Here is a 21,069-nt window from a genome sequence, read left to right as displayed (position 1 = left end):
ATCCCTCCGTTGTGCGGGTCGTTGCCCGCCCGGGGCGGGCAGGTGAAAATCCCCCCGCGCCTGGCCGCCCCCCCCCACCCCCCCCGGCGCTCGTGCGTTGAACGCGGCACGGGGCCGCCGCGGTGGCCGCGGTCCGTGCCTCAGCGGCCGGTGCCTCCGTCGGCGTTCGGACCGGCGTAGTCCTCGCCGTAGGCGCCCTTGGCGGGGCGGCGGCGGCGCATGGGCGGCTCGACGCCGTCGGCGAGGCGGCGGGCGGTCAGCAGGAAGCCGGTGTGGCCGATCATGCGGTGGTCGGGGCGGACGGCCAGGCCTTCGATGTGCCAGTTGCGGATCATCGACTCCCAGGCGGTCGGCTCGTTGAAGCTGCCGATCTCGCGGATGGATTCGACGGTTCGGGCGAGCTGGGTGGTGGTCGCCACGTAGCAGCACAGGATGCCGCCGGGGACGAGCGCCTTGGAGACGGCTTCCAGGCACTCCCAGGGGGCGAGCATGTCGAGGATGACGCGGTCGACGTCGGTGTCGCTCAGGTTGTCCTGGAGGTCTCCGACGGTGAGCTGCCAGGCGGGGTGCGGGCCGCCGAAGTAGCGCTCGACGTTGGCCTGGGCGATTTCGGCGAAGTCCGCGCGGCGCTCGTAGGAGTGCAGCATGCCCTGGTCGCCGATGGCCCGCAGCAGGAAGCTGCTGAGCGATCCGGAGCCGACGCCTGCCTCCACGACGCGGGCGCCGGGGAAGATGTCGGCGAAGGCGAGGATCTGCCCCGCGTCCTTGGGGTAGACCACGGCGGCGCCGCGGGGCATGGACAGGACGTAGTCGGGGAGCAGGGGGCGCAGCGCCAGGTAGGCGACGTTCCCCGTGGTGCGGACAACACTGCCCTCGGGCGCGCCGATCAGCTCGTCGTGCGGGAAGGAACCCTTGTGGGTGTGGAAGTTCTTCCCCGCTTCGAGCGTGAACGTGTAGTGGCGGCCCTTGGGGTCGGTCAGCTGTACCTGGTCCCCGACCTTGAAGGGCCCGCGACGGCGGGCGGCACCGGTCGGTTCGGACATGTGACCAGCCTACCGGTCCTGGCGGGGGCCGGAGACCACGTGGGGCGGGCATGGCGGCCCGCACGCGTCGTGGGTGTCCGGGTTCAGTTGGGCCGGGCCATCGCCTTGACGAAGGCGCGCTCCACGTCGGCCGCCGAGAGCACGCCGTAGATCTCGCCGGACTCCTCCACCACCAGGTACTCGGTGGCGGGGGCGGCGCGCAGGGCGTCGAGGAGGTCTTCTCCGACGAGTTCCGCGGAGACGCGCATGCCGTCGGTGAGGTCCTGGGCGAGGCCGCTGACGGCGACCCAGGGGCGGCGGTGCTCGGGGACGCCGACGATGGCGGCCTCGCGGACCAGGGACAGGGGCTCGCCGTCGGCGTCGACGACGACGAGGGCGCGGGCGCCGGCGTCGTTGGCGCGGCGCAGGGCTTCGGAGAGGGGGGTGTCCGTCTCGACGGGGACCGCGCGGCGGGTGAGGTTGCGGGCGCGCAGTTCGGGCAGGTGCTCGCGCAGGCGGGCCATGCGGAGGCTGTTGCCCGCGCCGGTCCAGATGATCGCGGCGAGGATGGCGGCCAGCAGGGCGTCGGTGACGGTGTCCATGCCGCCGAGGTCCTCGGCGCCGGAGCCGAGCGCGCCGGACTGGGTGAGCAGCGGGAGCCCGATCAGTACGGAGACGGCGAGGGCGCGGCCGACCCATGCGGCGGCGATGGTGCCGGTCATGGGTTTGCCGGTGATCTTCCAGACGACGGCGCGGAGCATGCGGCCGCCGTCGAGGGGCAGTCCGGGCAGCAGGTTGAACACGGCCACGATCAGGTTGGAGATCATCAGTCCGGCCAGGAGCACGCCGGGGACGGTGCCGGGTTCGACTGCCTGGAGGGCGAGGTAGAAGACGCCGGCGAGGACCAGGGAGAGCAGCGGTCCGACGAAGGCGAGCACGAACTCGCGGCCCGGCGTCTCGGACTCCTTCTCGATTTCCGAGACGCCGCCGAAGAACTGCAGCTGGATCCGGCGCACGGGCAGTTTGAAGCGCAGTGCGGCGACGGTGTGGGCGAGTTCGTGGACGAGTACGGAGGCGTAGAAGGCCACCGCGAAGAACAGCGACACGAGGTAGCGGATGCCGCCGAGTTCGGGCAGCACACGGTCGAGCTGGCCGCCGAACACCCAGGTGATCAGCGCGGCCACGAGGAACCAGCTGGGCGCGACGTACACGGGCACGCCGAAGGGCCGTCCCATGAGGATCCCGCCGCCGGGTTCCTTGGGCCGCTTCGGCGGTTTCCGGCCACCGGCGGATGCGGGGCGGCGGCCCCCGGGGGAGGCGGCGGGGGTACGGCCGCCGAAGCCCTGGCCCGGGCGCGGCGCGGCGTCAGGCGGGGTGTCTGCCTGGGGCTCGGGGCGCGCGGGGGGCTTGTCACCGGCCGAGGGCCGGGTGCCCGCGGGCGCTGTGCGGTCGCCCGGGGACCCGGGACGTTCGTGATCCTTCCGGTCCACCGGTGGCTCGGCGGACGCGGCGGTGTCGTGGCCGGTGGACGCGCCGGGGCTTTGTGGAGAGGGCTCGGCGGGCGTGGCCGGCCCGTGGTCGCGGGGAGAGCCGGGACGTTCCGCAGACGGCTCGATGGGAGCGGCCGTTCCGAGGTCGTGTGCGGAGCCGGGGCGACCCGGAGACGGCTCGGTCGGCGCGGCGGTTTCGGGGCCGCGGGCAGAGCCGGGGCCTTCCGGAGCGGGACCTTCCACGGAAGGCTCGGCGGGCGTGGCCGTTCCGAGGCCGTGTGCGGAGCCGGGATGTTCCGGAGCCGGCTCGGCGGGTGTGGTGGTCTCGTGGTCGCGGGCAGGGCCCGAGGGCTCGGCAGACGGCTCGGCGGGCGTGGCCCTCTCGTGGTCGGCCGGGGGTTCGGGGGGTGTGGGAGTGGCGTCGGGTGCCGGCCCGGGCTCCGGTTCGGGGCGTGCGGTGTCGGCGGCCGGGGTCGGCTGCCCCGCAGGGCGCTCGGTCGCCTCGTCGCTGCCGGACCGCGGCTGCCCGCTCCCGCCGCTCTCGTCCACGGTGTCCCCTCGTTCGTTGCGTCTTCCGCGCCGGTCCTGCGGTGCGGAAGGGTCCGTGGTCGATGCTATGCGGTCGTCGCCGCTCGTTCCGCCCCGGCACCCCCTCTGTTCCCCGTTCCGTCGTCGCGGTCGTTTCCACGCGGTCGGGCGGGGCCCGCGCACCGCGACGGTGTCACTGTCAGTGGCGACCCGTATGGTCTGTGGTCATGGAAACCAGCACCGACGGCACCAGCGCAGAGGGTTCCGGTACCGAGGGCTCGGGCGCCGAGCCCCCGGCGGCGCGTGCCGTGGCCGCCGCGCCCCCGACGTCGCTCTCGCCCTCCCGCGCGAGCGACTTCATGCAGTGTCCTCTGCTCTACCGCTTCCGGGTGATCGACCGGCTTCCGGAGAAGCCGAGTGAGGCGGCCACGCGCGGGACGCTGGTGCACGCGGTGCTGGAGCGGCTCTTCGACGCCCCGGCGACGGAGCGCACGGCGCCGCGGGCCAGGGCGCTGATCCCCGGCCAGTGGGACCGGCTGCGTGAGTCGAAGCCGGAGGTCGTGGAGCTGTTCGCGGACGATCCGGAGGGCGAGCGGCTGGCCCGCTGGCTCACGGAGGCGGAGCAGCTCGTGGAGCGCTGGTTCACGCTGGAGGATCCGACGCGGCTCGAGCCCGCCGAGCGCGAGTTGTTCGTGGAGGCGGAGCTGGACTCGGGGCTGAGGCTGCGCGGGATCATCGACCGTGTCGACGTCGCGCCGACCGGCGAGGTGCGGATCGTCGACTACAAGACGGGCAAGGCCCCGAGACCCGAGTACGCCGAGGGCGCGCTGTTCCAGATGAAGTTCTACGCCCTGGTGGTGTGGCGTCTGAAGAACGTCGTCCCGCGCCGACTTCAGTTGGTCTATCTGGGCAGTGGGGACGTGCTGACGTACGACCCGGTGCTCACGGATCTGGAGCGCGTGGAGCGCAAGCTCCTCACTCTGTGGGACGCGATCAGCCTGGCCACCGAGACGGGCAACTGGCGGCCTCGCCCCACCAAGCTCTGTGGCTGGTGCGACCACCACGCCGTCTGTCCGGAATTCGGTGGTACTCCCCCGCCGTATCCGCTGCCGGTGAGGTCGCCCGCGTCGGGTGAAGGCCCTCAGGGCAGAATGGGGCCGGACTAGCGAACAGGAGACTTACGTGGCCATCCGCGTCCTACTGGTCGACGACCAGCCGCTGTTGCGCACCGGCTTCCGGATGATTCTGGAGGCGGAGCAGGACATCGCGGTCGTGGGGGAGGCCGGGGACGGCCTACAGGCACTCGACCAGGTGCGTGCCCTGCAGCCCGATGTGGTTCTGATGGACATCCGCATGCCGCGGATGGACGGGGTGGAGGCGACCCGGCAGATCACCGGTCCCGGCCGGGACGGTCCGGCGAAGGTGCTGGTCCTGACGACCTTCGACCTCGACGAGTACGTCGTGGAGGCGCTGCGGGCGGGTGCCAGTGGTTTCCTGCTGAAGGACGCGCCTGCCAACGAGTTGGTGCAGGCGATCCGTGTGGTGGCCGCGGGCGAGGCGATGCTCGCGCCGAGCATCACGCGCCGGCTCCTGGACAAGTACGCCACGCATCTGCCGTCCGGTGACGAGCCGGTCCCGGACACGCTGCACACGCTGACCGACCGCGAGGTCGAGGTGCTGAAGCTGGTGGCGCGCGGGTTGTCGAACGCGGAGATCGCGGCCGATCTCTTCGTCAGCGAGACCACGGTCAAGACGCATGTGGGCCATGTCCTGACCAAGCTGGGTCTGCGTGACCGTGTGCAGGCCGCGGTGTACGCGTACGAGAGCGGGCTGGTGCGCCCCGGCGCGCAGTAGCGGGCGGGCGGCGCGGGCAGGGCGTACGACCGTCGAGGGCGCCCCTTCACCTGGAAGGGGCGCCCTTTCGGCGTCGTACCCGCGCGGGTGTCAGTCCTTGCTTATCTCCCAGAAGCGGAACACCGTCGACGCGTCGAGGCAGTACTCCAGGCCGTAGACGTTTTCCTTGACAACCGCGTACTGCTTGGCCTGCCAGACGGGGAGGACCGGGACGTCCTTGGCGACGATGTTCTGGAGCTCGGCGTACTCCTGCTCGGTCGCGGAGCGCTCGCTCTCGGCGGCGGTCTTCGGGATGAGCGTGCCGGTGATCGTCTTGTTGGTGTAGTTGTTGCCGAGGACGTTGCCGTCGCCGAAGAAGGGGCTGGTGAAGTTGTCGGGGTCCGGGTAGTCGGGGACCCAGCCCTTGACGTACACGCCGTACTTGCCCGCGGCGATGTCCTTCTCGTACTGCTCGAAGGGCACGGACTTCACGGTGGCGTTGAACAGCCCGCTGTCGTTGAGCTGCTTGGCGATGGCCTTGAACTCCTCGTCGGTGGACGGGCCGTAGCGCGACGGCGTGGACCAGAGGGTCAGCTCGACCTTGCCGGTGATGCCGTCGGCGCGCAGCGCGGCCTCCGCCTTGGCCTTGGAGGGGCGGGCGCCGTAGGTGTCGAAGAAGGCCGTGTTGTGGCCGGTGATGCCGGCCGGGATGATCGAGTACAGAGGTGTCGCCGTGCCCTGGTAGACCTCCTCGACGAGGGCCTCGCGGTCCAGCAGGTAGGCCATGGCCTTGCGGACGCCGAGCCGGCCCGTCACGGGGTCGTTCATGTTGAAGACCAGGTGCTGTACCTCGGCTCCGGTGCCGTCGACGGTGTCGATGGGGCTCTTGTCGGAGCTGTCGGCCTCGATGTCGGCGATGTCGGTGGCGCTGAGTCCGCGGTAGGCGAGGTCGAGCTTGTCCTCGCGCAGGTCCTTCTTCAGGGCGGTCTGGTCGCCGTGGAAGAACTTCAGGGTGACACCGGAGTTCTCCACGTCGGCTTGGCCCTTGTAGTTCCCGTTGACGGAGAAGACGGCCTCCTCCTTGCCGAAGGAGTCGAGCTTGTAGGGGCCGGAGCCGACGGCGCCGCCGTCCTTGCGGAGCTTGTCGGCGTCGTAGGACCGGTGGTCGACGATCGAGCCGGCGCCGGAGGCTATCTTGCTGGGGAAGGTGGCGTCGGGGTACTTGAGGTGGAAGACGACGGTCTTGTCGTTCGGCGTCTCGACCTTGTCCAGCATGGGGAACATGATCGCCGGGCCGGCCTCATCGTTGATCTTCATCATGCGGTCGAAGGAGAACTTGACGTCCTGCGAGGTGAGGGAGTCACCGTTGCTGAACTTCAGGTCGTCCTTGAGCTCGCACTCGTACCGTGTGGCCCGGGTGTCGGTGAAGGTGCACTCCTTGGCGGCCTCCGGTTCGGGTTCCGTGGCGCCGTTGGGGAAGCTCAGCAGCGACTGGAAGACGTTGTTGAAGAGCAGCCAGGAACCCGGGTCGTAGCCGGACGCGGGGTCGGTGGCCAGCACCTCGTCGGACATCCCCATCACGACGGCGGATCCGCTGTCGGAGGAGTCGCCCGTGTCGGAGCCACAGCCGGCGAGCAGGCCGACAGCCAGCCCCGTGGTGATGGACAGGACCGGCAATTGGTTACGCATGTTCACTTACGGATGCCTTGTGTCGTCGGTTCGCGGAACCTCCGGGCCCGGCGGAGCCCGGAGTGGGGGGTGAAGTCTCCGGTCAGCCGCTCATACCGCGGCCGAGCTCCCACAGCTGAAGTGTGGAAGCGGAGTTGAGCGCGTACTCGCCGCCTGTGACGTCGTCCCTCACGGCGACGTACTGGTTGCCCTGCCACAGTGGAAGGACCGGTACGTCGTCGGCCACGATGTCCTGGATGCCGGTGAGGCTGTCCGAGGCGGTGAGGCGGTCGGCCTGACGGCGGGACTCGGGGAGCAGCGTGCTCCGGATCTCGTTGTTCGCGTACGGCGAGCGCAGGAAGTTGTCCTTGTCGAGGAACGGCGAGAGGTAGTTGTCGGCGTCGGGGAAGTCGGGGAACCAGCCCATGCCGTAGACCGCGTACTCGCCCTTCCGCTCGGCCGACTGGTACGTGGACCAGGGCGTGCCCTTGATGTCGACGTCGAACAGGCCGCTGTCGTTGAGCTGTTTCCGCAGCTGTTCGAACTCGGGCTTGGTGGCTGTGCCGTAGTGGTCGGTGGTGTAGTTCAGGGTCAGCTTCACGGGGGTGGTGATGCCGGCCCCGGTCAGGATCGCCTTCGCCTTGGCCTTGCTCGGCTCGCCGTACTTGTTGAAGAACGAGTTGGAGTGGCCGGTGATGCTGGCGGGGACCAGGGAGAAGAGCGGTTCGGCCTGGGCGCCGTAGACCTTGGAGACGAGGGCACCACGGTCGATGAGCTGGGCCATGGCCTGGCGGACGGCCTTGGCCTTGACCGGGGACGCGTCGGTGTTGAAGCCCAGGTAGCGGATCTCCAGACCGGCGGTCTCGATGAGGTCGATGTCGCTGGAGGAGGAGTTGGAGAACTTCTCGATCTGTTCCGGCGTCATGGTGCGGGTCATCAGGTCGATGTCGCCCTTGTCGAGCGCGGCGCCCATGGCGTCGGCGTCGTCGAAGGAGCGCAGGACGGCCTCGTCGTTCTTCGGCGTCAGCAGACCCTTGTAGTGCGGGTTCTTGGTGAAGACGGCCTTGACCATCTCGTCGCCCTTGACCTCGGCCTTGAGGGTGTACGGGCCGGAGCCGTCGACGTCGAAGCCGTCGCGCAGCTTCTTCTTGTCGTAGTCGTCGGGGTTGACGATGCCGGCGACGGGCGTGGACAGCTTGTACGGGAAGGTGGCGTCCGGTCCGTTGAGGTGGAAGATCACATCGCGGTCGCCCTTGGTCTCCACGAGCTGGATCGTCGACAGCAGGGCGAACACCCCGCTGTCGGCCTTGATGGAGCGCGCCCGGTCGATGGAGAACTTCACGTCCTCGGCGGTGATCGGGTCGCCGTTGGCGAACTTCAGGCCGTCGCGGAGCGTGCAGGCGTAGCGCTCGTTGCCGGTGTCGGTGAAGCGGCAGCTCTGGGCGGCCTCCGGCTTGGGTTCACCGTCGCCGCGGGGCTGCGCCATCAGGGTCTGCACGGTCTGGCGCAGGACGTTCCAGGTGTCGACGCCATACGCGTAGGCGGGGTCGAGCGGTGCGGGTGTGTCGCTGGAGGCGGTGAACCGGTCCGTGGTACCCACGACGATCGCGTCGCCGTCGCTTCCGGCGTCGGAGCCGCCGCAGGCGGCGAGCACGGGGGTGAGCAGGCCGAGGACGGCCGGCAACACCAGAGTCTTACGGTTCATGCTCGTGTGTCTCCAGAGCTGTGTTTCCGCGGACCCGGCTGCTGGGGTGTGCGGGCGGGTCGCGGGGGTACGCGGTGTTCTCGGAAAGAGATTAGTGCGCGCCCCGAGAGTGGCTTGCACACACTGGAGTTGAGCGCTCATCACGCTGTGGAACCGACCGCGGACACACTGAACAGACGGTCAGCGGAATGATTAGTGCACCTTGCACCAATCGGGACACAAAGGCATGCCGATCTGCACGGATCGGACAGATGAGGCACACATGGGCCGCCCTGTCGACCCTTTGGCGGGTGGTGAAGCTCACACCATCGAATGCGTTGACGGCAATCTGAATTCAGCCAGGGGTTGCGCGGAACCGAATTTCCCGCCGCGAAGGCCGTGAAGATCCTTCGACTTATCGCGGATTCAATTAGACACCCTGGGTGAACGGCCGCCGCATTTCCGTGGTCAAACCGTCAACAGGCCACGGAGAAAAGGGAGATCGACTTCCTCGAGCGAGGTGACGATCGTGCGCCGGAGGGCGGGGGCGATGGGCGCCACGGAGGGGACCGCGACGACGTGGCAGCCGGCGGCCTCCGCGGCCGCGACACCGGTCGCCGTGTCCTCGATGACGGCGCATCTGGCCGGGTCGGCGTCCAGCCCGGCCGCCGCCAGCAGATACGGGTCGGGGTGCGGCTTGGTCCGCTCCACCTCGTCGCCCGCGACGGTCAGCGCGAAGTACTGAGGGCCGAGCGATGTCAGGACGCGGTCGATGATGCGCCGGTGGGAGGCGGAGACCAGGGCGGTGGGGATGCCGTGCGCGGCGAGCTCGGCAAGCAGCCGGGCGGCGCCCGGCATGAGCGGCAGCGTGCGCCCGATGCGGTCCTCGAACCCGTCGTTGAGCAGCACTGTGATCTCGGCGAGGGTGATGTCGGCGCCCGTGGCCTCGATGAGGAAGCCGGCGCTGCGGGTCATGGGGCCGCCGACCACGACGTGGCGCCAGGAGTCGTCGAGCACGTGACCGAGGCCCGCGAAGACCTCGACCTCGACGTCCCACCAGAATCCCTCGGTGTCCACCAGGGTTCCGTCCATGTCGAGGAGCACAGCCTGCAACGCTGAGCCTTCGGCCGTCTGGGTACCGAGCGCGGGGACCGTTGTCGTCATCCGGCGCACCTCCTTGTGGGACGAGCAGGCCGGTTCCCGGGTGGGGAACCGGCCTGCGGTGGACCGACCAGTGTACGACGCCGTTCGACGAAACGCTCGGTTTGCGCTTCCGGCACACGGGCACTCATATGACCCACACGTGCACCGGCCGCGTCATGCCGTCGGCGGGGCTCAGCGCGCGTTGAAGTACTTCGCCTCGGGGTGGTGGATCACGATCGCGTCCGTGGACTGCTCGGGGTGCAGCTGGAACTCCTCGGAGAGCTTCACGCCGATCCGCTCGGGCTCCAGAAGCTCGGCGATCTTGGCGCGGTCCTCCAGGTCCGGGCAGGCACCGTAACCGAGCGAGAAGCGGGCACCTCGGTACTTGAGGTCGAACATTTCTTCGATCACCTCCGGGTCCTCCCCCGCGAAACCGAGCTCGGCACGCACACGCGCGTGCCAGTACTCGGCGAGGGCCTCGGCCAACTGCACGGACAGGCCGTGCAGTTCGAGGTAGTCGCGGTAGGCGTTGGACTCGAAGAGCTTGGCGGTCTCCTCCCCGATGCGCGACCCCACGGTGACGACCTGCAGGCCCACGACGTCGGTCTCACCGGACTCCTCCGGGCGGAAGAAGTCGGCGAGGCACAGCCGGCGGCCCCGGCGCTGACGCGGGAAGGTGAACCGCGTCCGCTCGTTGCCCTGCTCGTCCAGGATGATCAGGTCGTCGTCCTTGGACACGCAGGGGAAGTAGCCGTAGACCACGGCGGCTTCGAGGAGGTTGTCGGTCTGCAGCCGGTCCAGCAGCCCGCGCAGCCGCGGCCGACCGTCGGTCTCGACGAGTTCCTCGTAGGAGGGCCCGTCGCCCGTACGCGCCTGCTTCAGGCCCCACTGGCCCTTGAACAGGGCGCCCTCGTCCAGCCAGGAGGCGTATTCCTTGAGCTGGATGCCCTTGATGACGCGGGTGCCGAAGAAGGGCGGGGCGGGGACGGGATTGTCGGTGGCGACGTCGGAGCGGACGGAGCCTTCCTCGGGGCGTTCCTCGACGACCGTCTGGGCGGTGGCCCTGACCCGGCGCTGCTTCAGCTCCGGCAGGACCGCTCCGGGCACGCCCCGCTTGACGCCGATGAGGGCGTCCATCAGGCGCAGGCCCTCGAAGGCGTCGCGGGCGTAGCGGACTTCGCCCTGGTAGATCTCGTGCAGGTCCTGCTCGACGTAGGCGCGGGTGAGGGCGGCGCCGCCGAGGATGACGGGGAAGTCGGCGGCCAGACCTCGCTGGTTGAGCTCCTCCAGGTTCTCCTTCATGATCACCGTGGACTTCACCAGGAGGCCGGACATGCCGATGACGTCGGCGCGGTGTTCCTCGGCGGCCTCCAGGATCGCGGAGACGGGCTGCTTGATGCCGAGGTTGACGACGTCGTAGCCGTTGTTGGAGAGGATGATGTCGACCAGGTTCTTGCCGATGTCGTGCACGTCGCCGCGGACGGTGGCGAGCACGATGGTGCCCTTGCCCTCGTCGTCGGACTTCTCCATGTGCGGTTCCAGATGGGCGACCGCCGTCTTCATGACCTCGGCGGACTGGAGGACGAACGGCAGCTGCATCTGGCCGGAGCCGAACAGTTCGCCGACGACCTTCATGCCGTCCAGGAGCGTCTCGTTGACGATGTCGAGGGCCGGGCGGGACTGGAGTGCCTCGTCGAGGTCTGCCTCCAGGCCGTTCTTCTCGCCGTCGATGATCCGGCGCTTGAGGCGCTCCCCCAGCGGCAGCGCGGCGAGTTCCTCGGCCTTGCCCGCCTTCAGGGACTTGGCGGTGGCGCCCTCGAACAGCGCCATCAGCTTCTGCAGCGGGTCGTAGCCCTCACCGCGGCGGTCGTGGATCAGATCGAGGGCCGTGGTCACCTCTTCCTCGCTGAAGCGGGCGATGGGCAGGATCTTCGAGGCGTGCACGATCGCCGAGTCGAGGCCCGCCTTGACGCATTCGTCGAGGAAGACGGAGTTGAGCAGGATGCGAGCGGCGGGGTTGAGGCCGAAGGAGATGTTCGACAGGCCGAGTGTGGTCTGGACGTCGGGGTGGCGGCGCTTGAGTTCGCGGATCGCCTCGATGGTGGCGATGCCGTCCTTGCGGGACTCCTCCTGACCGGTGCAGATGGTGAAGGTCAGGGTGTCGATGAGGATGTCCGACTCGTGGATGCCCCAGTTACCGGTCAGGTCCTCGATCAGCCGCTCGGCGATCTCCACCTTCTTCTGCGGGGTGCGGGCCTGGCCCTCCTCGTCGATGGTCAGCGCGATCAGCGCCGCCCCATGCTCCTGGGCGAGCTTCGTGACCTTCGCGAACCGGGACTCGGAGCCGTCGCCGTCCTCGTAGTTGACGGAGTTGATGACCGCGCGTCCACCGAGCTTCTCCAGCCCGGCCCTGATGACCTCGACCTCGGTGGAGTCGAGCACGATCGGGAGGGTGGAGGCGGTGGCGAAGCGGCCGGCCAGCTCCTCCATGTCGGCGACGCCGTCACGGCCCACGTAGTCGACGCACAGGTCGAGCATGTGTGCGCCCTCGCGGATCTGGTCGCGGGCCATCTCCACACAGTCGTCCCAGCGGCCGTCCAGCATGGCCTCGCGGAACTTCTTCGAGCCGTTGGCGTTCGTGCGCTCGCCGATCGCCATGTAGGCGGTGTCCTGACGGAACGGCACGGTCTGGTAGAGCGAGGCGGCGCCGGGCTCGGGGCGCGGGCTGCGCGCCTCCGGGGCCAGGCCCCGTACGCGCTCGACGACCTGGCGCAGGTGCTCGGGGGTCGAGCCGCAGCAGCCGCCGACCAGGGAGAGGCCGTAGTCGCGTACGAAGTTCTCCTGGGCGTCGGCCATCTGGGGTGCCGTCAGCGGGAAGTACGCGCCATCCTTGGTCAGCACGGGCAGGCCCGCGTTCGGCATGCACATCAGCGGCGTACGCGAGTGGCGGGCCAGGTAGCGCAGGTGCTCGCTCATCTCGGCCGGGCCCGTCGAGCAGTTCAGGCCGATCATGTCGATACCCAGCGGCTCCAGCGCGGTCAGCGCGGCACCGATCTCCGAGCCGAGCAGCATGACGCCCGTGGTCTCGAAGGCGAGCGAGCAGATCAGCGGCACATCGACGCCCAGGGCGTCCATCGCACGGTGCGCGCCGATCAGACTGGACTTGGTCTGGAGCAGATCCTGCGTGGTCTCCACGATCAGGGCGTCCGCGCCACCGGCGAGCAGCCCCTCGGCGTTCTGCTGGTAGCCGTCACGGAGTACGTCGTACGCGATGTGACCGAGCGACGGCAGCTTGGTACCCGGACCGATCGAGCCGAGGACCCAGCGCCGGCGACCGTCCTTGGCTCCGAACTCGTCGGCAACCTCGCGTGCGATCCGGGCGCCCGCCTCGGACAGCTCGAAGATCCGGTCGGCGATCTCGTACTCGTTCGCCGCTGAGTGGTTCGCCCCGAAGGTGTTCGTCTCGACACAGTCCACACCGACCGCGAAGTACTCCTCGTGCACCGAACGCACGATGTCGGGGCGGGTGAGGTTCAGGATCTCGTTGCAGCCCTCGAGGTTCTCGAAGTCCTCCAGCGTCGGGTCCTGGGCCTGGAGCATCGTGCCCATCGCGCCGTCGGCCACCACCACACGAGTGGCCAGGGCATGACGGAGTGCGTCGGATCGGGTCCGGCTGTCGGAAGCGGCGGACGTAGGGGACTGGTTCGGCAACGAGGCCATGAAGGTGCTCCCTGGAGTGCGACGGCTGTCGGCTTTGCGACTTCTTGTGGAAGGCGCACCCGGCCAGGGTAGCCCGGAGCGGGCGCGCCCGGTCAGGGCGTCCACGGGACGGACGAACGTGCGGCCCACCGGGACACGAGGGTCGGGACCGGTGCGAACTGGGGGCGCCTACCCGCGCCACACGGGCCCACGCCTGCTGCGACGTGCGGGGCCGGCACCGGCGCGACGTGCACCCACGCCCACTTCGGGATTCGGTTCCAGACCGACGTGACATGCACCGATGCCCACTGCGGCAATCGGGTCCAGGACGGCGTGACACAGTCCCGTGACCGCCGCGACACGCAGGCCCACGCCCCGCGCGACACGCAGGCCCACACCCTGCGCGACATGCGCCTCCGCGCCCCCGCCACATGCGGCCGCGGCCCCGCGACATGCGGTTTACTCCGACCGCGCGCGTGAACGCGCCGGGCTCGTCCGGGGGTGATCTGGCGAAAAGGTGGTGACCGCCATTAGCGGCGGATCGCGGGCGGCGGGTAGTGTTCGACATTGCCGAACGGTGTCAGTGGAGTCGCGCACCGACGGCGAAGGGGACGGAGGCAGGACGGCGATGGCACGGAACATCCAGTCGCTCGAACGGGCGGCCGCGATGCTGCGGCTGCTCGCGGGCGGCGAGCGACGACTCGGCCTCTCGGACATCGCCTCGTCGCTGGGCCTCGCCAAGGGCACGGCCCACGGCATACTGCGCACCCTCCAGCAGGAGGGCTTCGTCGAGCAGGACGACGCCTCCGGGCGCTACCAGCTGGGTGCGGAACTGCTGCGCCTTGGCACCACGTATCTCGATGTGCACGAGTTGCGGGCACGTGCCCTGGTGTGGACCGACGACCTGGCCCGTTCCAGCGGCGAGAGCGTGTACCTGGGTGTGCTGCACCTGCAGGGCGTGCTGATCGTGCACCACGTCTTCCGGCCGGACGACAGCCGGCAGGTCCTGGAGATCGGGGCCATGCAGCCGCTGCACTCCACGGCACTGGGCAAGGTGCTGTCGGCGTTCGACCCGGTGGCGCACAGCGAGGTCGTCGAGGGCCACCGGAAGGCCTTCACGGACCGGACCATCAGTGAACTCGGCGAGTTCGAGGGCGTCCTGGACATCACGCGCGCGCGTGGGTACGCGGCCGACATCGAGGAGACCTGGGAGGGCGTGGCGTCCATCGCCGCACCCATCCACGACCGGCGCCGCATGCCGGTGGGCGCGGTCGGCATCACCGGCGCGGTGGAGCGTGTGTGCCGGGACGGTGGCGAGGTGCGGCCGGAGCTGATCGCGGCGGTGCGGGATTGCGCCCGCGCGGTGTCTCGGGATCTGGGTGCGGCGCGGTTCTGAGCGGCCGTGTGTCGGTACCGTCCGTGGCCGACTGCGGTTCGTTGCGGCTGGTCGCGCCCACGCGGCGGAGCCGCATACCAAACACAGCCCCGCGCCCCTAAAGCATGGGCGCGCCCGGCATGACGAGGTGCCCGCCACGACCGCGCCCCGGCACTCACACCCATCCAGGCGCTGACGCGCCCTGCACCCGCCCGGACGCGCGCCGCGACCAGCGGAAGATCGACATCCGGCGGCGATGAACGCGGCGATCAATAACGATCGCGTTTTGGGTAACGGACCCCTTGACGTGCGTGTGCGGCCGGAGCAAGACTCCCGTCCATCGGTCGGCATTGTCGAACACTAACCGGCAATACGCGCTAGAGTGTGACAACGCCAAGGGCCGGCATCGCTCTCACCCCCGAGAGCGCGGACCACCGGAGGGACCCGGGGTTCGCCTTCCCCTGGACGAAGGACAAAGGAGTCGCGGGTGTCCAGCTCCGACATCTTCATCGGCGAGACCATCGGTACCGCCATACTCATCCTGCTCGGCGCCGGCGTCTGCGCCGCCGTCACGCTCAAGGCCTCCAAGGCTCGTAACGCCGGTTGGCTCGCCATCACCTTCGGGTGGGGTTTCGCCGTTCTGACGGCGGTCTACACCTCGGCGCCGCTGTCGGGTGCCCATCTGAACCCGGCCGTGACCCTCGCGATCGCGATCAAGGACGGCGACTGGAGCAATGTCCCGATCTACTGGGCGGGCCAGATGCTCGGCGCCATGATCGGTGCCGCGCTGGTCTGGGTCGCGTACTACGGACAGTTCCACGCGCACCTCACCGACAAGGAGATCGTGGGCGGTCCGGGCGCGCAGGCCACCAAGGCCAAGGCCGTCGAGGCCCAGGAGGCCGGCGCGGGTCCCGTGCTCGGCATCTTCTCCACCGGCCCCGAGATCCGGAACGCGGTGCAGAACCTGGCCACCGAGATCATCGGCACCATCGTGCTCGTCCTCGCGATCCTCACCCAGGGCCTGAACGACAGCGGCAAGGGCCTCGGCACGCTGGGCGCCCTGATCACCGCCCTCGTGGTCGTGTCCATCGGCCTCTCGCTCGGTGGCCCGACCGGGTACGCGATCAACCCGGCCCGTGACCTCGGTCCCCGGATCACGCACGCCCTGCTGCCGCTGCCCAACAAGGGCAGCTCGGACTGGAGCTACGCCTGGATCCCCGTGGTCGGCCCGCTGATCGGTGGCGCGATCGCCGCAGGCATCTACAACGTCGCCTTCGCCTAGTCGACTTGCTCCACAGCGCCACGCCTGCCGGCACCGCTGACAGCATTCCGCACATAAGCATCGCGCCGTACATGAGCATCGCGCCGTACCGACAGCCTCTTGTCCACAGAACTTTCAGGAGCACACCGTGACCGACGCCCACGCCGGCCCGTTCATCGCCGCCATCGACCAGGGCACGACCTCGTCCCGCTGCATCGTCTTCGACCGTGACGGCCGCATCGTCTCGGTCGACCAGAAGGAGCACGAGCAGATCTTCCCCAAGCCGGGGTGGGTCGAGCACGACGCGACCGAGATCTGGACCAACGTCCAGGAGGTCGTGGCCGGGGCCATAGAGAAGGCCGGCATCACCCGCGACGACATCAGGGCCATCGGCATCACCAACCAGCGCGAGACCACGCTGCTCTGGGACAAGAACACCGGTGAGCCCGTCCACAACGCCATCGTCTGGCAGGACACCCGCACCGACGCGCTCTGCAAGGACCTCGGCCGCAACGTCGGCCAGGACCGCTTCCGCCGCGAGACCGGCCTTCCCCTGGCGTCCTACTTCGCCGGCCCCAAGGCCCGCTGGCTGCTGGACAACGTCGAGGGCCTGCGCGAGCGCGCCGAGGCCGGGGACATCCTGTTCGGCACGATGGACTCCTGGGTCATCTGGAACCTGACGGGCGGTGTCAACGGCGGCCGCCACGTCACCGACGTCACCAACGCCTCCCGCACCCTGCTGATGAACCTCCACACGCTGGAGTGGGACGACAAGATCGCCGCCTCCATCGGTGTCCCGCTGGCGATGCTGCCCGAGATCCGCTCGTCGGCCGAGGTGTACGGCGAGATCACCGGCGGCAAGCTCGGTGACCTGCTCGGCGGCATCCCGGTCGCCTCCGCGCTCGGCGACCAGCAGGCGGCCCTGTTCGGCCAGACCTGTTTCGCCGAGGGCGAGGCCAAGTCCACGTACGGCACCGGCACCTTCATGCTGATGAACACCGGTGAGAAGATCATCAACTCGTACAGCGGGCTGCTGACCACCGTGGGCTACCGGATCGGCGACGACAAGCCGGTCTACGCCCTGGAGGGCTCGATCGCCGTCACCGGCTCGCTGGTGCAGTGGATGCGCGACCAGATGGGCCTGATCTCCACCGCCGCCGAGATCGAGACGCTGGCGCTCTCGGTCGAGGACAACGGCGGCGCGTACTTCGTGCCGGCCTTCTCCGGCCTGTTCGCCCCGTACTGGCGCTCCGACGCCCGCGGTGTGATCGCCGGCCTCACCCGGTACGTCACCAAGGCGCACCTCGCGCGCGCCGTCCTGGAGGCCACGGCCTGGCAGACCCGTGAGATCACCGACGCCATGACGAAGGACTCCGGCGTCGAGCTCTCCGCGCTCAAGGTCGACGGCGGCATGACCTCCAACAACCTGCTGATGCAGACGCTCTCGGACTTCCTGGACGCCCCCGTGGTGCGCCCGATGGTCGCCGAGACCACCTGCCTCGGCGCCGCCTACGCCGCCGGTCTCGCCGTCGGCTTCTGGACCAGCACCGACGACCTGCGCCGCAACTGGCGCCGGGCCGCCGAGTGGACCCCCCGCATGGACGCGGAGATCCGCGACCGTGAGTACAAGAGCTGGCTCAAGGCCGTCGAGCGGACCATGGGCTGGCTCGAGGACGAGGAGTAAGAAACCGCATGACCAGTCAGTCCACCCTGCAGACCCTGCCCGCCCTGGGCACGCGCCCGGCCCTCGGCTCGAACCCGACCCGCGCCGAGACCCGCGAGCAGCTCGCCAAGGCGTCGTACGACCTCCTCGTCATCGGCGGCGGCATCCTGGGCATCTCCACCGCCTGGCACGCCGCGCAGTCGGGGCTCAGGGTGGCGCTGGTCGACGCCGGCGACTTCGCCGGTGCCACCTCCTCCGCCTCCTCCAAGCTTCTCCACGGCGGTCTGCGCTACCTGCAGACCGGCGCGGTGAAGCTGGTGGCGGAGAACCACTTCGAGCGCCGTGCGGTCTCCCGCCAGGTGGCCCCCCACCTGGCGAACCCGCTCACGTTCTACCTCCCCGTGTACAAGGGCGGGCCGCACGGCGCGGCGAAGCTCGGGGCGGGCGTGTTCGCCTACTCCGCGCTGTCGGCGTTCGGCGACGGTGTCGGACACCTGCTGTCGCCGGCGAAGGCCGCGCAGGACGTGCCCGAGCTGCGCACCGACAACCTCAAGGCCGTGGCCGTGTACGGCGACGACCAGATGAACGACTCCCGGATGGCGCTGATGACGGTCCGCGCGGCCGTCGAGTCGGGCGCCGTCGTCCTCAACCACGCCGAGGTCACGGGCCTGCGCTTCACGCGGGGCCGGGTCACGGGCGCGGAGCTCAGGGACCGTGTGTCCGGCGACGAGTTCGGTGTGAACGCCCGCCTCGTGCTGAACGCGACCGGCCCGTGGGTCGACCACCTGCGCCGCATGGAGAACCCGGACGCGGCGCCCTCCATCCGCCTCTCCAAGGGCGCGCACCTGGTCCTCAAGCGCACCTCCCCCTGGAAGGCCGCGCTGGCGACCCCCATCGACAAGTACCGCATCACCTTCGCCCTCCCCTGGGAGGACATGCTGCTGCTCGGCACCACGGACGAGGAGTACGAGGGCGACCCGGCCGAGGTCGCGGTCACCGAGAAGGACATCACGCAGATACTCGACGAGGCCGCGTTCTCGGTCCGCGACCAGCAGCTCTCGCGCGATCTGATGACGTACGCCTTCGCCGGTCTGCGGGTGCTGCCGGGCGGTCCCGGTGACACGTCGAAGGCCAAGCGGGAGACGGTCGTGACGGAGGGCCGGGGCGGGATGCTCTCGGTCGCGGGCGGCAAGTGGACCACCTTCCGCCACATCGGCCGTACGATCATGAAGAAGCTGGAGTCCCTGCCGGGCCGGCCGCTGGGCGAGGACTTCGAACCCATCGCCTCGCTGCCGAAGAAGCTGCCGCTGCCGGGTGTCGCCAACCCGCGCGCGGTGGCCCACCGGCTCCTGGTCGACCATCCGGCGCCCGGCCCGCGCATGGCGCCCGACACGGCCCGGCACCTGGCCACGCACTACGGTTCGCTCGCCTTCGACATCGCCCGTATCGCCAACGACGACCCCGCGCTGGCCGAGCGCGTCCACCCGGACGCGCCGGAGATCTGGGCGCAGGTCGTCTACGCCCGGGACAACGAGTGGGCTCAGACCGCGGACGACGTGCTGCGCCGCCGCACGACCCTGACGATCCGCGGCCTCGACACGGACGACGTGCGGGGCAAGGTGCGGGACCTGCTGGACAAGAAGTAGGCGCGTGCGGTGTCGTGAGGGGCGGTTCCCGGGTGGGGCCGCCCCTCTCGCCTGTACCGTCAAGTCGTTCCGGCCCGCGATCAGTTGGCGCCCGAGCAACAGTGCCCACCGTGAGGAATACTCCGTTCAGCCTGCTCAACGCGCATAATGTGCTGAGACATCGGATGTCTGAGCGAGAGGGAGGCACGCCATGGCTGTCACCGATGAGGCGATCGAGAAGATCAAGGGAATGATCGTCTCCGGCGCGTTGCGCCCCGGCGACCGCCTGCCCAAGGAGAGCGAGCTCGCGTCGGAGCTCGGGCTGTCCCGCAACTCGCTGCGCGAGGCGGTGCGGGCCCTGTCGCTGATCCGCATCCTGGACGTACGGCAGGGCGACGGCACGTACGTCACCAGTCTGGACCCGCAGCTCCTGCTGGAGGCGCTGAGCTTCGTCGTCGACTTCCACCGCGACGACACGGTCCTGGAGTTCCTCGCGGTGCGGCGCATCCTGGAGCCGGCGGCCACGGCGATGGCGGCCTCCCGCATCAGCGAGCAGCAGCTGGACGCGCTCAGCGCCCAGCTGGACAAGCTGGGCGAGGCGCCGTCCGTGGAGGAGCTCGTGGCCTGCGACCTGGACTTCCACCGGGGCATCGTGCAGAGCTCCGGCAACTCGGTGCTCTGCTCCCTGCTGGACGGGCTGTCCGGTCCCACGACCCGGGCCCGCATCTGGCGCGGTCTGACCCAGGAGGACGCGGTCAGCCGCACCCTCCACGAGCACCGCATGATCCTCGCCGCCCTCCACGACCGCGACGGGGAGGCGGCCCGCTCGTGGGCCACGGTCCACATCGCATCGGTGGAGCAGTGGCTGCGCTCGACTCTGTGAACGGTTGCGTGAACCGCGGGCGACAGCTCGGCTGCCCGCCGGGTGTTTCCGGGTGGCGAACGGGGCAGTGATCCGTTCACTCCCCCGTGCAAGGGGGCTGCGGAGGCCCCCGCAGCACGCCGTAAAGTTGGGGCGTAAGCGAGGGCACGTCGGAAGGAGGCACTGGGTGATCGAGCTCGAGGGGGTTCCCGAGCTGATCGACCCGGTCATGGTGGCCGCGTTCGAGGGCTGGAACGATGCCGGCGACGCCGCCTCCACCGCGGTCGCGCATCTGGACAAGGAGTGGAAGGGCGAGGTGTTCGCGGCGCTGGACGCCGAGGACTACTACGACTTCCAGGTCAACCGCCCCACGGTGTGGCTGGACGCCGGCGTCCGAAAGATCACCTGGCCGACGACGAGGCTGTCGGTGGTCCGGGTGGGCGGCGAGAAGCCCCGGGACCTGGTGCTGGTCCGCGGTATCGAACCGTCCATGCGGTGGCGCTCGTTCTGCAACGAACTGCTGGGCTTCGCCCATGAGCTGGGCGTGGAACTGGTGGTCATCCTGGGCGCCCTGCTCGGCGACACCCCGCACACGCGTCCGGTCCCGGTCAGCGGGGTCACGTCCGACGCGGACCTGGCCCAGCGGATGGACCTGGAGGAGACCAAGTACGAGGGCCCCACGGGCATCGTCGGCATCCTCCAGGAGGCGTGCACGCACGCGGGCGTCCCCGCCGTGTCGCTGTGGGCGGCGGTCCCGCACTACGTGTCGCAGCCGCCGAACCCGAAGGCCACGCTGGCCCTCCTGAACCGTCTGGAGGACCTCATCGACGTGCGCATCCCGCTGGGCGAGCTGCCCGAGGACGCGCGCGCCTGGCAGGTGGGTGTGGACCAGCTGGCCGCCGAGGACAGCGAGGTCGCCGAGTACGTGCAGACGCTGGAGGAGGCCCGGGACACCGCCGAGCTGCCCGAGGCGTCCGGCGAGGCCATCGCCCGTGAGTTCGAGCGCTATCTGCGCAGACGGGACGTCGGCGGTCCGGGCCCGTCGCCGGGCGGGCACGCCACGGCGGACGGCAGCGACAGCACGCCGTACTTGCGGGACAACCCCGGCGGCCGGAGCCGTCCGCCGAAGCCGCAGCGGCCTGGACCCGACGACGACGAGTCGTCGGACGACTGAGATACCGAACGGGCGGGGGGCGGTGCGCACGGCGTACCGCCC

General features: G+C 69.8%; 14 protein-coding genes. 8 read left to right on the top strand and 6 right to left on the bottom strand.

Features of this window, described 5'->3' with window-relative positions:
• Positions 1-140: 140 nt before the first annotated feature.
• On the bottom strand, positions 141-1,043 hold the full coding sequence (locus tag AB0959_RS51910; protein ID WP_366834019.1) for a tRNA (adenine-N1)-methyltransferase: 903 nt from the start codon (positions 1,041-1,043) through the stop codon (positions 141-143).
• 83 nt (positions 1,044-1,126) lie between these two features.
• Positions 1,127-3,061 carry a site-2 protease family protein gene (locus tag AB0959_RS51905; RefSeq protein WP_366834018.1) on the bottom strand — a complete coding sequence of 645 codons (1,935 nt, stop codon included), beginning with the start codon at positions 3,059-3,061 and terminating at the stop codon, positions 1,127-1,129.
• Between the two features lie 206 nt (positions 3,062-3,267).
• Between AB0959_RS51905 and AB0959_RS51900 the strand changes: the two genes are divergently transcribed.
• Positions 3,268-4,206 carry a RecB family exonuclease gene (locus AB0959_RS51900; protein ID WP_366834017.1) on the top strand — a complete coding sequence of 313 codons (939 nt, stop codon included), beginning with the start codon at positions 3,268-3,270 and terminating at the stop codon, positions 4,204-4,206.
• A gap of 16 nt (positions 4,207-4,222) precedes the next feature.
• The gene (locus tag AB0959_RS51895) at positions 4,223-4,894 is read left to right on the top strand and encodes a response regulator transcription factor (RefSeq protein WP_020141342.1); all 672 of its coding nucleotides are present in this window, start codon (positions 4,223-4,225) and stop codon (positions 4,892-4,894) included.
• Positions 4,895-4,984: 90 nt separating this feature from the next.
• Here AB0959_RS51895 and AB0959_RS51890 read toward each other — a convergent pair whose 3' ends face one another.
• The 4 genes from AB0959_RS51890 to metH form a co-directional block, all read right to left on the bottom strand.
• Positions 4,985-6,568: an ABC transporter substrate-binding protein gene (locus tag AB0959_RS51890; RefSeq protein WP_366834016.1), complete on the bottom strand. Its 1,584-nt coding sequence runs from the start codon at positions 6,566-6,568 to the stop codon at positions 4,985-4,987.
• Between the two features lie 76 nt (positions 6,569-6,644).
• Positions 6,645-8,246 (bottom strand): ABC transporter substrate-binding protein, encoded by a 1,602-nt coding sequence (locus tag AB0959_RS51885; RefSeq protein WP_366834015.1) that lies wholly within the window; start codon positions 8,244-8,246, stop codon positions 6,645-6,647.
• A 447-nt stretch (positions 8,247-8,693) separates the two neighbouring features.
• Positions 8,694-9,389 (bottom strand): HAD family phosphatase, encoded by a 696-nt coding sequence (locus AB0959_RS51880; protein WP_366834014.1) that lies wholly within the window; start codon positions 9,387-9,389, stop codon positions 8,694-8,696.
• A gap of 171 nt (positions 9,390-9,560) precedes the next feature.
• Positions 9,561-13,088: a methionine synthase gene (gene metH, locus AB0959_RS51875; RefSeq protein ID WP_366834013.1), complete on the bottom strand. Its 3,528-nt coding sequence runs from the start codon at positions 13,086-13,088 to the stop codon at positions 9,561-9,563.
• Positions 13,089-13,695: 607 nt separating this feature from the next.
• On the opposite strand from metH, the gene AB0959_RS51870 reads away from it, so the two are divergent.
• The 6 genes from AB0959_RS51870 (at position 13,696) to AB0959_RS51845 (ending at position 21,027) form a co-directional block, all read left to right on the top strand.
• Positions 13,696-14,463, top strand: a complete 768-nt coding sequence (locus AB0959_RS51870; RefSeq protein WP_366834012.1) for an IclR family transcriptional regulator — start codon at positions 13,696-13,698, stop codon at positions 14,461-14,463.
• Between the two features lie 466 nt (positions 14,464-14,929).
• Entirely contained in the window at positions 14,930-15,724 is a 795-nt protein-coding gene (locus tag AB0959_RS51865) for an MIP/aquaporin family protein (RefSeq protein WP_366834011.1), read from the top strand.
• A gap of 127 nt (positions 15,725-15,851) precedes the next feature.
• Complete coding sequence (glpK, locus tag AB0959_RS51860) at positions 15,852-17,387, top strand: glycerol kinase GlpK (protein WP_366834010.1); 1,536 nt, start codon at positions 15,852-15,854, stop codon at positions 17,385-17,387.
• Between the two features lie 8 nt (positions 17,388-17,395).
• On the top strand, positions 17,396-19,012 hold the full coding sequence (locus AB0959_RS51855) for a glycerol-3-phosphate dehydrogenase/oxidase (RefSeq protein WP_366834009.1): 1,617 nt from the start codon (positions 17,396-17,398) through the stop codon (positions 19,010-19,012).
• A gap of 190 nt (positions 19,013-19,202) precedes the next feature.
• On the top strand, positions 19,203-19,874 hold the full coding sequence (locus AB0959_RS51850) for a FadR/GntR family transcriptional regulator (RefSeq protein ID WP_366834008.1): 672 nt from the start codon (positions 19,203-19,205) through the stop codon (positions 19,872-19,874).
• Between the two features lie 166 nt (positions 19,875-20,040).
• Positions 20,041-21,027 carry a PAC2 family protein gene (locus tag AB0959_RS51845; RefSeq protein ID WP_366834007.1) on the top strand — a complete coding sequence of 329 codons (987 nt, stop codon included), beginning with the start codon at positions 20,041-20,043 and terminating at the stop codon, positions 21,025-21,027.
• Positions 21,028-21,069: the final 42 nt, after the last annotated feature.

Origin of the sequence: Streptomyces sp. NPDC046862 (assembly GCF_040704615.1) — a bacterium.
Lineage (GTDB): Bacteria > Actinomycetota > Actinomycetes > Streptomycetales > Streptomycetaceae > Streptomyces.
This window is presented reverse-complemented; position numbering and strand designations above follow the sequence as displayed.